The organism is Pseudochrobactrum mosebachae (assembly GCF_048914685.1).
Taxonomy (GTDB): Bacteria; Pseudomonadota; Alphaproteobacteria; order Rhizobiales; family Rhizobiaceae; genus Pseudochrobactrum.
On sequence record NZ_CP128408.1, the window covers coordinates 2,816,272 to 2,832,089 of the forward strand.

A 15,818-nucleotide genomic window follows, 5' to 3' on the forward strand; every position below is an offset into this window, starting at 1 on the left:
GGCTTTTATAGTGTTGTTATAATTGATTTTTCTATGTTTGGCTGGTGGTCTTGCGCTGTGTTAAAATCATAACCAGTGCGATCAGAACCGTACCGACAATGAACACAAAGGCAGCGGCGGCAATAGCCGGACTGATATTTTCACGGATAGTTGAGAACATTTGCCGTGCCAGTGTGCGTTGGTTAGGCCCTGCAACAAACAGGGTCAGCACAACTTCATCGAGCGAAGTGGCGAAGGCAAAAACCGCACCGAAAATAATACCGGGTTTGGCAAGCGGAAGTGTTATTTTTCGCAAGATCACATGGGATGGCGCGCCGAGGCTTGAAGCCGCCTGTTCAATACGGCGGTCGATACTTTGCACAACGGCAAGCACATTGATGACCACAAAAGGCACAGCAACCACCGTGTGGGCGATAATCACGCCGAGATAGGAATTGAGCAAATTATAGCGGGCAAACATCAGCTGCATGCCCACGCCCAACACCACTGCGGGTACCACCATCGGCAACAGAAATACGGTTTTGATGGAATTGAACAGGAATGAATATTGGTTGCCGCGCAGCCCCAGAGCGCCAATTGTGCCGAGCACAGTGGCAAGAACAGTTGTGCCGGTGGAGATGATGAGGCTGTTGATAATAGAGCGGCGCCATGCATCGGCCTGTATCAGCTCCTGAAACCAGCGTGTGGAGGAGCCTTCCATCGGGTAACCAAGCAAGGCGCCATTGGTAAATGCCAGAGGCAGGATGGCAACCAGAGGCGCCAGCAGGAAGAAGACGGCGGCACCACCGAAGATAATCTTGAGAAGTTTAAAGCCGCTCATGAGCGCACCTCCTTCTCAGTCGAGAGCCGCATATAGACTGTGTAGAGCAGAATGGTTGCTACCAGCAGCACCATGCCCAATGCTCCGGCCATGCCCCAGTTTGCAGCGCCCATGGCATAGAAAGCGATAACGGAAGAGATCAGCTGATCTTTAGCGCCGCCGATCAGGGCAGGTGTGATGTAATAGCCGAGCGCAGTCATGAAAACCAGCAACGAACCGGATACAACCCCGCGCATAATAAGCGGCAGCAGAACATGAAAGAACGAGCGCAGCGGATGCGCACCAAGGGATGCGGCGGCAGGCATCAGATTTTTAGGAATACCGATCAGAACGCTGAACACTGGCAGCACCATAAACGGCAACAGCACATGGGTCATGGCAATGATCACACCGGTGCGGTTGAAGATCAGAGGCAGTGGGCTGTTAATGAGACCCAGCGCCATCAAGGTTGAGTTGATCAGCCCCTGATCCTGCAGCAGGATAAACCATGCAGCGGTACGCACCAGCAGCGATGTCCAGAGCGGCAGCAGCACGGCACCAAGCAGCAGCTGGCGCTTCCAGCCCTCAACAGAGGCCGCAATCATGGCAAAGGGAATGCCAATCAGAATACATGCAATGGTAACGCTGAGAGCGGTAACAAATGTGCGGATCATAATTGTGAGATTGGCGGATGCATCACTTGGCAGGGAGCGGATTTCACCAGAAATATCCCGCTCCATATCCACCGCAGCCAGCAGATTACGGTCGGTCAGTGTGGTTGAGGCAGCTGTGCTGATGGCTTGCCAATAAGGCAGTTCCGCCCATTTTTTATCGATACTTGCGAGATCGACTTGCGCATAGTCAACCGGTTCCTCCAGCTTTTCAAGCTGGGTGCGGGTTTTACCCATTAAGGTGCGGAAGCCGGGCTGCGCACTGTTGAGACGGCGCACCAGATCACCGAAAAGCTGGGCATCTTTATTGTTGCGGATATCCTGCGCAAGGGCTGCTTGCATTGCCGGTGTCGGCGGTGTTGCCGGATCCCAGCTCTCTACTGCTTGTGCTGTGAGGGGCAGGGCCTGTGCCGCGACCGGATCAGACACTGCCTCTTTCATCATGGTGACAAGGGGAATAACAAAAAACACCAGCAGAAATACAACCAGAGGTGCCACAAGCGCGAAGGATTTCAGCCTTTGTCGTTGCAGTTCATTCATGCCGGCACCTGTGCATTGTTTGCAGGAGCGGCAATCGGCCAGCAATCGGCGGGCGCAAAGGAGAGCGTAACCTGATCGGCAATTTTAAGACTCTGGAAATGACGGTCGGCTTTGGTAATCAGGCTTTGCCCGGCAAAATCCAGTACTACCCGCAAATGATCGCCATGATAGACAATATCGCGCACCGTTGCTGCCATATTGTTACCGGAGGTATCAGCAATATTGAGGCGCAAGCGCTCCGGGCGCAGCGACAGGCGGATGTCCTGACCGCTTTGCAGTGGAGCATCCGCATCTACGTGAATATCCTGACCATTGGCGAGACGAATTTGCATCAAACCATTTTTCTGCGAGCTAACTTTGCCATTCAGCAGATTGGTTTCACCAATAAATTCGGCCACAAATTGCGAGCTGGGGTGATCATAAATCTGCGACGGTGTGCCGATTTGCTCAATTTTACCTCTGTTGAACACTGCAATACGGTCGCTCATGGTCAGCGCTTCAGACTGATCATGGGTCACAAAAACAATGGTAAGGCCGAGACGGTGATGCAATTCACGAATATCGAGCTGCATACGTTCACGCAGCTGTTTGTCCAAGGCGCCCAGCGGCTCATCCATCAGCACAACCTCAGGTTCAAAAACCAAAGCGCGTGCCAGCGCAACACGCTGTTGCTGGCCACCGGAGAGCTGGGATGGTTTGCGCTCAAGCATGGCGCCGAGCTGCACCATATCCAATACGCGTTTAACGCGATCTTGTATCTCTGAGGTTGAAATATTCCGCATTTTCAGCGGAAAGGCGACATTCTCAGCAATCGTCATATGCGGGAACAAAGCGTAATTCTGAAAAACCACACCCATATTACGTTTATGTGGTGGCAGCTGATCGATGCGTTTGCCATCCACACTGACCGTGCCGCCAGTCGGGCGTTCAAACCCAGCCAATAGCATCAGCAATGTGGTTTTTCCGGAGCCTGAAGGCCCGAGCATACTGACAAACTCACCCTTCTGAATACTTAAATCCAGATTATCAACCACGGTCAGAGAGCCAAATGCCTTGCTCACTTTATCAAAACGAATAAATGGATTGTTCACGCTTAAAACCTCAAAATACGACGTATGACCGGACATGCCGTGAGGCATCTCGTTGAGAAGCATAAGGGGCACCGGTACACAAAATATTGTCTGTTATTTTACAGTGCGCCTGCAGCACAATTTTTTATGCATGCTGTACAGGAAGGCCAAGTAAGGGGGGCAGCAGGTGTAAAATACAAATGCAGATCATAGAAATTTGCAGAAACAGTACCTTTATCATGATGATAATTTCCCTCCATAAATGGATTGATCATAATAATAATCAGGCATACGGGGGGTGGCCTGGCGGTACTGTTTCTGCAGTGTGATCAGGAAAATCCTGATCACTGTATTTCGGTTTGCATTGTCTTCTGCATTAGGTGGCCGAAGTTATTCGGTTGCAGCCAGGCATTACTGTGCCAGCCAGGCATTGAAGCGCTGGTTTAGGCTTTCTGAGTTATCGGTCCAAAATTCTACACCAATTGCTGCAGCATCTGTCATATTTGCAGGGGTTGTTGGCAAATCCTTGCGATATTTTTCGTCAACAAATTTATCTGCCTCGATATTAGGCAAGCCATAGGTAATGTATTCAGGCAGTTTGGCTTGATTGTCGGCCTGACTGGCAAAGGCGATAAAATCCATCGACTCTTTGGCCAGAGGCGTGCCTTTCATGATTGCCCAGCTATCCACTGCATAGATGCTGCCGGGCCAGACAAAGCCGAAATTTTTGTTTTCAGTACGGTTAAGCGCATTGATACGACCATTATAAACAGAGGCCATAACCACTTCGCCTGATGAAAGCAGCTGCACTGGCTGCGCGCCGGCTTCCCACCAAACAATATGTGGTTTGATTTCATCTAGCTTTTTAAAAGCGCGCTCAATGCCTTCCGGCGTGGCCAGAACATCGTAGACGTCTTTTGGTGTAACGCCATCAGCAATCAGTGCAAACTCGAGCGAATATTTAGCGCTTTTGCGCAAAGAGCGTTTTCCTGGAAACTTTTCAACATCCCAGAAGTCTGCCCATGATTGCGGCGCTTCTTTCATGGTGTCGCCATTATAGGCAATACCAGTTGACCAGACGATGGCGCCTACGCCACACTCATGCACGGCTGCCGGAATATATTTATCTTGGCCACCGAGTTGATCCCAATTAATAGGTTCGTAAATTCCATCTGCACAACCAAGCTCCAGCTCTTCGGCTTCAACTTGCACGACATCCCAATTGGTTTCACCTGCTTTAACTTTGGCCTGCAAAACGCCATAGCCGCCATCCCAACTCTCATCAAGCACAGGCTTGCCAAGTTCTTTGGCAAAAGGTTTGAAATAAATTTCGCGTTGACCGTCTTGATAACTGCCTCCCCACGAGACAACGGTGAGGTCGCGCGCCTGAGCGGTGCCGGCAACCAGCCCTAATCCGCCGAGTATAGTGCAGGCTGTGAGTGCAATATGTATAAGCTTCATTATTTATTCCCCTCATTTTATTTTTATGAAGTTTGTTACAACAAGTTATTCATAGGAAATGCAGGGGAGCAATAGCTGATTGATCAGTTTTGTTATAATAAATGTCGCACATCGACGCTGCTAATGTAGCAAAACGATGAAAATCGTGGGCTTGAGTCATCGTAACTCTTGCTCCTTACGCATCAAGCATTGCACAATTTTCAATACTGAAAAGCGCAGATTAAATTTTGCTTCGTCTGAAAATTTCAAATGATTTCCAGTGCTTGAAAATAATATTCACCATATATTTATGCGTTATATATAAATGAATATAACGATGATAGTTGATGCGTATTAGGAATGAATTTGTGATGTAAATGCATGTTTTGTTGGTTTTATTGAATATTCAATGCCAGCCATCATCCTGTAATTTTTTTAACGCAAGTTCACTTGTTGCACTTTCGTCTAAGACTTTTAATGTGACAAAGCAGAATTTTATTCTGGTTTGCATGTCGCCCTGTTGTAAGAGTAGCTCAAAATACAGATGAAACCTGTTTCTACTGCTTCGTGCACGCGAATAGCTGTGCTCGGAGGCAAGCCGAACTTAAATACTGATTCGCATATGGAGAATTCTTATGGGCCAGATTGGTCGGACTTGGACATTTTATAAAGGCAAATGGCATGAGGGTGATGTGCGTATTCTCGGCGCATCTTCACAGGCAACATGGCTTGGGTCGCTGGTGTTTGACGGTGCGCGCGGATTTGAAGGTGTCATCCCTGATCTCGACCGCCATGCGGCGCGCATTAATCGTTCTGCACTGGCTTTGGGCTTGCAGCCAACCTATACGCCTGAAGAAATCATGGAGCTGACTGCTCAGGGTATGGCAAAGTTTGGCGATAATGCTGCCGTTTATATCCGCCCGATGTATTGGGCTGAAGAGGGGGAGGCCAATGTGGTTCTTCCTGCTGCGGAAAGCACGGATTTTGCTTTGTGTCTTGAAGAAATTCCGATGACTGAGCCTACCGGTTTTACAATTACCACAACCCGTTTTCGTCGACCTACAATCGAAACCATGCCGCTGGATGCCAAGGCTGCCTGCCTTTATCCGAATAATGCGCGCATGATCCGTGAAGCAAAAGCCAAAGGCTTTGGTAATGCGCTGGTCTGCGATATGCTCGGCAATGTGGCTGAGCTGGCTTCATCCAACGTTTTCATGGTGCGCGACGGTGAAGTGTTCACACCTGCGCCCAATGGCACATTTCTCAATGGTATTACCCGCCAGCGCGTCATGGGTTTGCTACGCGATAATGGTGTGACCGTAACCGAGACCACTTTGCGCGTTGAAGATTTCCGTGAAGCGGATGAAATTTTCTCGACCGGCAACCATTCCAAAGTTGTGCCTGTCATAGGCTTTGACGATAAAGTTCTGAGTTATGGTGCAGTGGCAAAAAAAGCGCGTAAGCTTTATTGGGATTGGGCGCATTCTTAAAACGGGCTTCATCTGGCCGCATCATAAAAATAAAAAAGCCACGAAAATTTCGTGGCTTTTTTATTATCAAGTCAGTTGAGATTATCAGATAATCGGTTTTCGTTTTTTAGAAAACTCACCTTTTTCGAAAATCAGAACCACAATCAATGAGATTGCAAAAGGTATCAGCAGATAGAGCAGGCGGAACACGATCAGAGCTGCCAATACATCGGCAGGGTTGAGATCAGGTAAGCCGGTAATAAACAGGAATTCCAGTACACCAAGACCACCCGGCGCATTGGAAATCAGTGCAGCGGAGAATGAGATCAGGAAAATGCCCAGTACAATCAAAAAACCCGGGTGATTGAGTTCCGGCAGAGCAAAGTAAATAATGCCTGCTGCACCGACCAACTCTAATGGTGCGATCAGTAGTTGTAGCCTGACAACGGACAGGCGCGGGTAAGATAGCTGAAATTTGGAGCCGATACGCAATGGCCGCAACTGCATCCAGCTACCGAAGACATAAAGTGCCACCAGTACTAAAATCAGAATACCTGCGCCAATAGCCAGGCCTTCCGGAATGTCATTACCGAAACGCTGCAGTAACTCTGGCTCGATCAGCAGCACGATGGCGCTGAGAATGAGAGTTCCGAGGGCAAATGTAAAAGAGCAAAAGCCGACGAGAACCGCCACTTCTGCTCCGGTAAGACCTTTGGACGTGTAGGCGCGATAGCGCACCACAGCTCCGGAGATCACCGAGGCGCCGATATTATGCGACAAAGCATAGGCGGTGAATGAGCACAGGCTGATAAAAATCCATGAGATTTTCTTATTAAGATGCTTCAGTGCTATGCGGTCGTAACCGGCGAGCGACATATAGGAAAGCAAAGCACAACCGGCACTCAACAGCCACTGTTTCAGTGTAATAGCAGTCAGACTGTCGATTACATCCTCAAGAGAAATGCTGCGCAGTTCTTTGTACAATAGCCATACGGATATGATAACGGCGGCTAAGCCGATGATCGGCCAGATGTAATCTTTCCATTTCATGTATCAGATGGCACCCTTTTTATTGCTACATTACACTTATTTAGAAAACTATGAATTCAGTCTTTTAAAGGGCAATCAGCCAATTATTTGATTCCGCATCACGTATTTGTAACATGAATTTACATTTTGCTAGTTTTAATGATTCATATGTTTTAAATATTAATTTATAATATTTTATAGCATTTTCTCCGCTAATTCCGGCCTGTTTTCAGGCGTTGAAACACTGTTTTCGGTGATTTTGTGCAAAATTCCGCGTGCGATTTCCTCTTCTGCCAAAATGACAGAGGAAACGCCCATTTCACTGAGATATCCGGCTTCAATAACAGATTCAGCCCGCGCAATAATATCGAGCGTAGGGTTTTTCTGTCGCGCCAAAGCGATAATCCGTGCGCTTTCAAAAGCATAAGGTAGAGCGAGGATCAGGCGCTGTGCTGTGGCGATACCGGCAAGATTAAGAATATCGGCATCAGCAGCATTGCCGAGAATAACCTCTATGCCGGAGCCGTATAGTTCTGCAGCAGGCTTTTCAGCATTTTCAATTACCAGCAAAGCGTAGTTTTGCGTTTGCAGTTTTTCAACAACGCGGGAGCCAACCTCGCCATAGCCGGCAATGATAGTGTGGCCGTGCAGATTAGTTTCATGCAGAGATGCTGCTACAGTATGACTGGTATTTGTGCTGCCCGAAATTTCGGTCACCTCAGCACCTTGTCTAGCGTAAAACTTGCGTTCGATAAAAGGCCGCATTCTTTCAAAGCCGATAAACACCAGCGGATTACACAAGATAGAGAGGATTGCACCAGCCAGCACCAGATCACGCGCTTCGGGTGGTAGTAATTTAAGCGACACGCCTAGTCCGGCAAGGATGAATGAGAATTCACCGATTTGCGCAAGGCTGGCAGAAATCGTCAGTGCGGTACCGGCGGGGTGGCGAAAGGCGCGAACGATTAAAAATGCGGCAGCCGATTTTCCAATCATGATGATCAGCAGCGTTGCCAGTAATGACAAAGGATTGTTGATCAGCACCATCGGATCAAACAACATACCGACAGAAACAAAGAACAGCACAGCAAAAGCATCACGCAGGGGCAGGGATTCTTCAGCGGCCTGATGGCTGAGTTCAGATTCACTCATCACCATGCCGGCAAAAAAGGCACCAAGCGCCAGCGAAACGCCAAACAGATTGGCGGCGCCGAAAGCCACGCCAAGAGCAATTGCCAGCACACCGAGACGGAACAGCTCGCGTGAGCCGCTGGCAGAAATAGTCTCAAGAATCCAAGGCACCACTCGTTTGCCGACAATCAACATCAAAGCAACGAAAATAGCGATTTTGACGAGAGTGAGAATAATAATGCCGGTTATGCCAAGGCCGAGGGCATTGGCAAGCGGGTCGCTCATAATCGCCGTTGAAGTGCCGTGAATAAGCCCTGCAATTGCAGGCATCAGCACCAGTGTCAGCACCATCACCAAATCTTCAACGATCAACCAGCCGACAGCAATACGTCCGCGGTCGGTTTCCATCAAGCGGCGTTCCTGCATGGCGCGCAGCAGCACAACTGTGGATGCTGTGGAAAGAGCGAGGCCAAAAACCACCGAACCGGTGAGATCCCACCCAAGGATCAGGCCGAGGCCAGTACCCAAAGCTGTGGCTGCCAGAATTTGCCCTAATGCACCGGGCACCGCAATAGCTTTAACCGAGAGGAGTTCTTTGACGGAGAAATGCAGGCCGACACCAAACATCAGCAGAATAACGCCGATTTCAGCCAGCTGCAGAGTGAGCTCCTGATCGGCCACAAAGCCCGGCGTATAGGGTCCGCAGACCACGCCCGCTAACAGATAACCAACCAATGGTGAAATGCGCAAACGATTGGCCAGCGCACCGAAAACAAATGCCAGACACAGACCGATAACAATCGTAGCGATAAGGGGTGTGTCATGAGGCATGCGGGTATTATCCTTTTAGTCCGTATCAGTCGCCATTTGTTTCAATTGTACAAAAACGCAGGATGTACAATTCAAAGAAAGGGCGGGCAAAAAGAATGATTGACGCCGCGCTGAAGGTGATCAGCGCGGCGTTTGTTGTCAGAACCGTTTATTTGGTTACGAGTGCATTGGTATCATCGCCGAGCGTACGCTTATGAGTACGCTCCCACCAATTGCCGAGCATCAGCAGAATTGGTGCTGCAATGAAGATCGATGAGGTGGTAGCAATGAATACCCCGAACAGCATCGGAATAGCGAAGTTTTCAACCGCGCTGCCGCCCCAGATTGCCATTGGCAGAACGGCAAGGAAGGTACAGGCCGAGGTGTAAATACAACGGGCAAAAACCTGATTAATACTCAGATCAATGATTTCGCGCAGCGGCTTGGTTTTATACATCCGCATGTTTTCACGCATACGGTCATAGACCACCACTTTATCATTGACGGAGTAGCCGACCAGTGTGAGCACTGCCGCAATCGCCGTGAGGTTGAAATCGAGCTGCGTCACCACAAAGAAGCCGACCAGCTTGGTGGTATCCAGCACGAGCGTTGCAATGGCACCGACCGCAAAATACCACTCAAACCGCCACCACAGATAAATCAGCATTGCTATAGCTGCGAGTACAAGTGCAATAAAGCCTGAACGTGCAAGTTCGCCACTGACCTTTGGACCTACAACTTCGGTACGTTCAATCTTGACGTCTTTGTCGATTGACAATACGGCATCACGCACCTTGTTAACGGCAACAGTCTGGGCTTCTTCGCCACCATCCTGACGCTGTACGCGGATCAACACATTGTTGTCACTGCCTGCATTTTGCAAGGCAACTTCACCAAGACCCAAGCCGCCGAGCGAGGAGCGCAGCTGTGAGAGATCGGCTGGCTGTGATGTGTTGATTTCAACCTGAATACCACCGGTAAAGTCGAGACCATAATTAAGGCCCGGTTTGAAGAACAGGAACAGCGAGGCAACAGAAAGCACCACCGAGACAATAATCCCGAAATAACGGGCTTTCATGAACTGGTAATTGGTGTTTTCAGGTGCAACGCGCACCATTGGCTCAATATGCAGAACCTTGAGTTTACGGCGACGTACCGAATACGCCATGATCATGCGTACAACCGAAACGGCCGTGAACATAGAAATCGCAATACCGAGCATCATGGTAATAGCAAAACCGCGCACAGGGCCGGTGCCGAACATGAACAGCAGCACAGTGGCGATCATTGAGGTGACGTTGGCATCGACAATAGTGGAATAGGCCGAATTGAAGCCGCGATCGAGCGCAGCCATAGCGCCCATACCTTTTTTGGTTTCTTCACGAATACGCTCGTTAATGAGAATATTCGCATCGACAGCAATACCGATACTCAGAATAATACCGGCGATGCCTGGAAGGGTTAGTGTCGCGCCAATGAATGTCAGTGCGGCAAAGGTAAGAACCGTGTTGAGAAGGAGCGCGAAATTGGCGATCATGCCCCAGAAACCGTAGAGCATTACGATAAACACGGCGACCAGCGCAAAACCGGCAATACCGGTATAAACGCCCATTTTAATCGCATCGCCACCAAGGTCTGGCCCGACGGTACGTTCTTCAATCACTGTCAGTGGCGCAGGCAAGGCACCGGCACGCAGCAAGGCTGACAGAACAACAGTATCTTCAACAGTGAACTGGCCGCTGATCTGGCCCGAACCGCCAGTGATCGGCTCACGAATGGTTGGCGCCGAGAGTACTTTGTCATCAAGTACGATGGCAAAAGGCCGGTTCACATTTTTGGTGGTAATTTCCGCAAATTGGCGGGCGCCCTGACTGTCAAAACGGAATGATACAATCGGCTCATTGGAGCGCTGGTCAAATCCGGCGCGGGCATCGGTCAGACGCTCGCCGCTCAAAGCTACCTGATCTTCAATCGGGTATTTGATATCAGGATTTTTGGCATCTTCCATAATCGTCACGCCGGGAGGCGGCGGGCTGTTCGGATCAGCATCGGCAACCATGTGGAATGCCATTTTAGCTGTTGAACCAAGCAACTGGCGCAGTTTGGTCGGATCCTGAAGCCCCGGAAGCTGCACCACGATACGATCGCTGCCAACGCGCTGGATTGAAGGCTCGGCCACGCCGACCTGATCAACGCGCTGACGGATGATTTCAAGGCTCTGCTGCAAAGCGCTGTCGAGACGGTAGGTAAAACCGGCATCAGTCAATGACAGGCGGATCTGCTCGCCCGGCGTTGTCACATCAATATCATTGATTGGTGTGCCGAAACCGCTTGTGGAAACCGGATTAATCAGGGTTTTCAGTGCGGTTACCGCAGTGCCGCGCTGGGCGGTATCTGCAATATTGACCAAAACTGCATCGCCGGCCACACGAATGGATTGTGGCTGAATACGTTCTGCACGCAGTTTGCTGCGGGCATCGTCAAGTAAAGCCCGCAATCGGTCTTTTTTCAGACCTGCCGCATCGACTTCAAGCACCAGATAGGAGCCGCCACGCAGGTCGAGTCCAAGCGTGACCTGGTTTTTCGGGAACCAGCCGGGCATATTTTCCAGCTGCTGCTTGGTAAAAAGATTGGGCAGAGCAATTAATATGCCTGCCAGAATGATGAAGCTGTAAAGATACACAGCCCATTTGGGTGTACGCATGAGTAAAATCCGGTCTGAGTGTTTGCAATATTGAGAGACTTGAAGTGAAAAACTCAATATCGTTCGACAGATGGAGAACAGTCGCTGTGTCTAGATTAATATTGACAAAGCCGGCCTGATAAAACTGCTGTGACGCAGGAATTAGATGAAAGAGAAGGCAGGGGGCGCGCGGGCGCGAAGGGCTGTTTTTATAACGCCTTCGGTATTGCCTCTGAGGATTAATCCAAAAGCTGCAGGTGCAAATAATGCGAGCAAGGCAAAAATGGTGGCAACAAGAAATGTGCCGTTGCCGCTAAATGGCAATGTTTTGTTGCTGAAATATAGAGCAGGGGTAAGAATTGCCCGTATCGGCGCTGTTAATGTGCCGTTCTGCGTTCTGCCTGCCGGCTCACCGGACTGGACAGTCTGTCGCTCCTGTAGCACCGCTGCCGTTTGATAGGCAGTTGTAGTATGCTGGTTGGCAATGATTAATGCCGATTGCAGCGCCAGTAAACCTGAAAGAAACCACAGCATAGCAAAAGAATAACATAGGGTATGAAGGGACAACTTGTGCTGCCCAACCTTGGTTTTTTCTGCTGCCTTTGCCCGGCTTTTCGTCCGGCTGCTTAAAGTGATAATCGTTCTGGCCTGTTATGCTTGGCCTGATCTTTGCAGATCAGGGAGATTGCAGTACATAAAATATGCTTTCATAAAAAGGCTGTTTAAGCCAGCATATTACAAAAACAGTATTTTCGCTTCGTCACATTATCTGCCGTATTCAATAACCATTCAAAAGCGTAACCACAAGAAAAATAGCGCGGTTATGGCCGGATTGAGCGGATTTCAGCGTCTTAACCTGTCGTGACGGGGCCGCAAATATGCTTGCAAGCTTCATTTAACCTGCACATAAATGCGGGTAATTATAGGCTGATTATTGTCTCGGCGTCGCTATTTGTGCCTATCACGATCTTATTTGTGCCTATATTGTGCAGAAGAAGGCCTGAGTTTTTAGCGGCTTTTCTATTCTGTGCTTTAATGATCAACTGTGCCGGTCTTTATCTGTATGATATGGCATGCGAGTGGTGGATTTTTAAAAAAAGCCAATGAAATGAATCAGAAGCAGTAATTTATTGAGAGACAGGTTTTGAAACATTTGGCGGCGTTCTCGTTACGGGTTGTATTTTGCACAATTATGTTTGTTACCGGCAGCCTGTTACTTGCCGGATTAACTGATAGCAGTCATTTTGCCGCTCAGGCGCAAACGGTACCGCAAAATGTGATCGCGCAACAAAAGGCTGTTGTTGACGATCTTCGCAAGCAAACCGAAGAAATTGCCAAATCGCTGGATAAAGCGAAAAGTAATGATGAGGCGCTGGCAAATATTAAGGTTAAACTTGATGTTATTACCAAGCAGCTGCTGGGCGCGGGCATTGCCTTTCGTCCGCAGTTAAGTGACATCAACTCCCGCCTTGACCAGATTGGCCCGCCGCCCGGTGAAGGTAAACCTGCCGAGGCAGAGCTTGTTGCATCAGAACGTGCAAGACTCACCGCTGAAAAGGCCGAAATTAATACGGTACTAGGTTATGCCGAAGACACTTCTGTGCAGGCCAATCAGCTGATCGAACAAATCGGCTCGATGCGTCGCGATCTGTTTACGCAAACATTATCACAGCGTGTGGATATTAATCTTGAGCTGGTAGGGGAAGTGGTTAACGCTGCCGGTTATGAAACCAAGACATTTTTCTATCTTTTGAAATCATGGTGGGATTTTACCCTTTATCCTAAATTATGGACGCTGCTAGGGGTTATTGTGATCTCCGTGGTGCCGGCTCTGCTGATCCATTTCAGTGCCCGCCGATGGCTGATTGATCTTTATGAACGCGATCCGCTTGAAGAATCGCCAAGCTATCTCAGTCGCTTATCGGTAGCCTTTTGGTCAACAGTTGTTCCGTCACTGGCAATAGCCGTGTTTTTAATGCTGGTGTTTTTACTGTTTCAGCGCTTCAAATTACTAAGGCCAGATGTGGCGCAGCTGTTGGCCGCCTTATTTACATTGCTGTTTGTGGTGCTGTTTATTTATCGCCTGGCGCGTGGCGTGCTGAGTCCGGATATGCCGAACTGGCGTTTGCTGCCGATTGCGCCCAAGCCCGCACGTATTCTGATCTGGCTGATAACAGCAGCTGCAATTACGCAGAGTGTTGAGTATTTTCTGGAAGTCTTGAACGGCGTGATGTCTTCGCCACTATCCCTGACGGTTGCTAAGAGCGTGATTGGTACCGCGATGGTGGGCGTATTAATGCTGGCTATTGCTTTTCTTAAGCCCATTCAGGATGCTGAAAGCGGTGAATTGCGACCATGGCCAAAACTGATTAAAGTGGCGCTGATACTGCTGGGTTTGATGCCGATTTTAGCGGCGGTATTCGGTTATATCGGCTTTGCGCGCTTTGTGGCTCAGCAGATTGTGGTTACCGGTGCATTTTTGGTGACAATGTATCTCGGCTTTTTGACTGCGCGTGCAATTACGCATGAAAAAGCATTTGCCAATACAGCACTCGGCCATTCTTTGCGCGACAAGTTTAACGCCACTGAAGCCACAATGGACCAGCTTGGCTTGGTTGCTGGTATTGCGATTAATTTGATCGTGCTACTGATAGGTGTGCCACTGGTGCTGGTGCAGTTCGGCTTCCAGTGGACTGAATTGCGCAATGCTTTTTTTCAGCTAATGACCGGCTTTCAGGTCGGCAGCTTTTCGGTTTCCCCGATTAGTATCCTGACCGGTATTCTGTTGTTTATTGTCGGGTATTTTCTGACGCGGTTATTTCAGAACTGGCTTGACGGCAGTGTTATGGCGCGCGGCCGGGTTGATCCCGGCGTGCGAAACTCCATCAAAACCGTTATTGGTTATGTTGGGCTGGCAATGGCGGCGCTGGTCGGGGTGTCTGCAGCAGGAATTAATCTTTCCAGTCTTGCGCTGGTGGCTGGTGGTCTTTCACTTGGTATCGGTTTTGGCCTGCAAAATATTGTTTCGAATTTCGTATCCGGCCTGATCCTGCTGGCTGAGCGTCCGTTAAAAGTCGGCGACTGGGTGCAGACCGGCACGGTGAGCGGTTTTGTTAAAAAAATCAGCGTACGTGCCACCGAAGTTGAAACCTTCCAGCGCGAAACGATCATTGTTCCGAACTCGACGCTGATTAATGACAATGTTGGTAACTGGACACATCGCAATAAGCTTGGCCGTTCGGATCTGCAAATTTTGATCCCATACCGGACCGATGTGCGTAAGGTTCAGGCTATGTTGTTCGAAATTGCCAAGGAAATTCCGCTCGTGCTTAAAAATCCGGAGCCGATGGTATTTCTGATTAATATGACTGAGCTTGTGAGCAGTAATATGATGATGCGGTTTGAAATTCGTATTTTTCTAGCCGACATTACCAGTGCTTTAGGCGTACGTAATGAATTGCAGTTTACAATTGTTGAACGTTTTGCCGAGGCGGGTATTGCGGTGATGCCGCTTCCTTCAGCCATACCTCTGCCGGAGCCGCATGTTAATTCTGAAGATAATGAATAAAATCTGATTTATGGGGAGAGTGCATTTTTAAATATTCTCAATGAATTAACGGAGCATTCAGTTGCGGTTCATAGTGCAATGATTATAAATGAGACCATGAAATGTTGTGGTGCAGACAGAAATGTGGCTGATGCTGGTATTTCCTGCCCACATAAGTTTAAAGCTTTGGCAGCTGAGAGTTTGAGAAAAATTAAGATTGGAGAGTGCTATGGTGAATTTTAAAAAAACCGGATTTGGCAGTCTTGTTCTGATCGCCGGTATGCTGGCCGGATCGGCATCCGCTCTTGCTGCTTCTGTTTTGAACAGTGACAGCACTGCTCAGACGCTTGTTGTTACTGAGGGTTCATCCAAGCAGCAAATTACTGTGCCACCGGGTGAAAAGGTAACGATCTGTCCAAGTGGTTGTTTTGTAACTTTTCCGAATGGTGACCGCGAAGCGCTGACCGGTAATGAAGCCATTACTATCCTCAATGGTGGTGGTACACATAAGTAACCGCTTACTAAGATAATAATTCCTGAAGGCTGTGATTGATTGCTCAATCGCAGCCTTTTTGTTTGGGCAAAGCCTCTGCCATCTCAAAACGAAAGAGCGCGCGTCGCGGCGCTTT

11 protein-coding genes are annotated in these 15,818 nt (G+C 49.0%); 3 read left to right on the forward strand and 8 right to left on the reverse strand.

Annotated elements, in window-relative coordinates:
• Window positions 1-31: 31 nt before the first annotated feature.
• The 4 genes from MP213Fo_RS12755 to MP213Fo_RS12770 form a co-directional block, all read right to left on the reverse strand.
• Window positions 32-820, reverse strand: a complete 789-nt coding sequence (locus tag MP213Fo_RS12755; protein ID WP_421089355.1) for an ABC transporter permease — start codon at window positions 818-820, stop codon at window positions 32-34.
• Complete coding sequence (locus MP213Fo_RS12760) at window positions 817-2,010, reverse strand: ABC transporter permease (RefSeq protein WP_421089356.1); 1,194 nt, start codon at window positions 2,008-2,010, stop codon at window positions 817-819. Before MP213Fo_RS12760 ends, MP213Fo_RS12755 begins: the two co-directional genes overlap by 4 nt.
• Window positions 2,007-3,101 (reverse strand): ABC transporter ATP-binding protein, encoded by a 1,095-nt coding sequence (locus tag MP213Fo_RS12765; protein ID WP_421089357.1) that lies wholly within the window; start codon window positions 3,099-3,101, stop codon window positions 2,007-2,009. Before MP213Fo_RS12765 ends, MP213Fo_RS12760 begins: the two co-directional genes overlap by 4 nt.
• A gap of 390 nt (window positions 3,102-3,491) precedes the next feature.
• A complete protein-coding gene (locus MP213Fo_RS12770; protein ID WP_421089358.1) occupies window positions 3,492-4,541 on the reverse strand; it encodes an ABC transporter substrate-binding protein in 1,050 nt (349 codons plus the stop codon).
• A 614-nt stretch (window positions 4,542-5,155) separates the two neighbouring features.
• On the opposite strand from MP213Fo_RS12770, the gene MP213Fo_RS12775 reads away from it, so the two are divergent.
• Window positions 5,156-6,010 (forward strand): branched-chain amino acid aminotransferase, encoded by an 855-nt coding sequence (locus tag MP213Fo_RS12775; protein ID WP_421089359.1) that lies wholly within the window; start codon window positions 5,156-5,158, stop codon window positions 6,008-6,010.
• Window positions 6,011-6,094: 84 nt separating this feature from the next.
• On the opposite strand, the gene MP213Fo_RS12780 is transcribed toward MP213Fo_RS12775, so the two are convergent.
• From MP213Fo_RS12780 to MP213Fo_RS12795, 4 genes are all read right to left on the reverse strand, one after another.
• Entirely contained in the window at window positions 6,095-7,039 is a 945-nt protein-coding gene (locus MP213Fo_RS12780; RefSeq protein WP_421089360.1) for a lysylphosphatidylglycerol synthase transmembrane domain-containing protein, read from the reverse strand.
• A 174-nt stretch (window positions 7,040-7,213) separates the two neighbouring features.
• Complete coding sequence (ybaL, locus tag MP213Fo_RS12785; RefSeq protein WP_421089361.1) at window positions 7,214-8,980, reverse strand: YbaL family putative K(+) efflux transporter; 1,767 nt, start codon at window positions 8,978-8,980, stop codon at window positions 7,214-7,216.
• A gap of 148 nt (window positions 8,981-9,128) precedes the next feature.
• The gene (gene secD / locus MP213Fo_RS12790; RefSeq protein WP_421089362.1) at window positions 9,129-11,663 is read right to left on the reverse strand and encodes a protein translocase subunit SecD; all 2,535 of its coding nucleotides are present in this window, start codon (window positions 11,661-11,663) and stop codon (window positions 9,129-9,131) included.
• 141 nt (window positions 11,664-11,804) lie between these two features.
• Window positions 11,805-12,209, reverse strand: coding sequence for a hypothetical protein (locus MP213Fo_RS12795; RefSeq protein WP_421089363.1), 405 nt, complete (start codon window positions 12,207-12,209; stop codon window positions 11,805-11,807).
• A 577-nt stretch (window positions 12,210-12,786) separates the two neighbouring features.
• On the opposite strand from MP213Fo_RS12795, the gene MP213Fo_RS12800 reads away from it, so the two are divergent.
• Both MP213Fo_RS12800 and MP213Fo_RS12805 read left to right on the forward strand, forming a co-directional pair.
• Window positions 12,787-15,210, forward strand: a complete 2,424-nt coding sequence (locus MP213Fo_RS12800; protein ID WP_421089364.1) for a mechanosensitive ion channel domain-containing protein — start codon at window positions 12,787-12,789, stop codon at window positions 15,208-15,210.
• A gap of 208 nt (window positions 15,211-15,418) precedes the next feature.
• Window positions 15,419-15,703: a hypothetical protein gene (locus MP213Fo_RS12805; protein ID WP_421089365.1), complete on the forward strand. Its 285-nt coding sequence runs from the start codon at window positions 15,419-15,421 to the stop codon at window positions 15,701-15,703.
• Window positions 15,704-15,818 lie beyond the last annotated feature (115 nt).

Coding starts and splice junctions, on each gene's coding strand:
- MP213Fo_RS12755 (WP_421089355.1), bottom strand. CDS start 820: ATGAGCGGCTTTAAACTTCTCAAGATTATCTTCGGTGGTGCCGCCGTC.
- MP213Fo_RS12760 (WP_421089356.1), bottom strand. CDS start 2,010: ATGAATGAACTGCAACGACAAAGGCTGAAATCCTTCGCGCTTGTGGCA.
- MP213Fo_RS12770 (WP_421089358.1), bottom strand. CDS start 4,541: ATGAAGCTTATACATATTGCACTCACAGCCTGCACTATACTCGGCGGA.
- MP213Fo_RS12775 (WP_421089359.1), top strand. CDS start 5,156: ATGGGCCAGATTGGTCGGACTTGGACATTTTATAAAGGCAAATGGCAT.
- MP213Fo_RS12780 (WP_421089360.1), bottom strand. CDS start 7,039: ATGAAATGGAAAGATTACATCTGGCCGATCATCGGCTTAGCCGCCGTT.
- ybaL (WP_421089361.1), bottom strand. CDS start 8,980: ATGCCTCATGACACACCCCTTATCGCTACGATTGTTATCGGTCTGTGT.
- secD (WP_421089362.1), bottom strand. CDS start 11,663: ATGCGTACACCCAAATGGGCTGTGTATCTTTACAGCTTCATCATTCTG.
- MP213Fo_RS12805 (WP_421089365.1), top strand. CDS start 15,419: ATGGTGAATTTTAAAAAAACCGGATTTGGCAGTCTTGTTCTGATCGCC.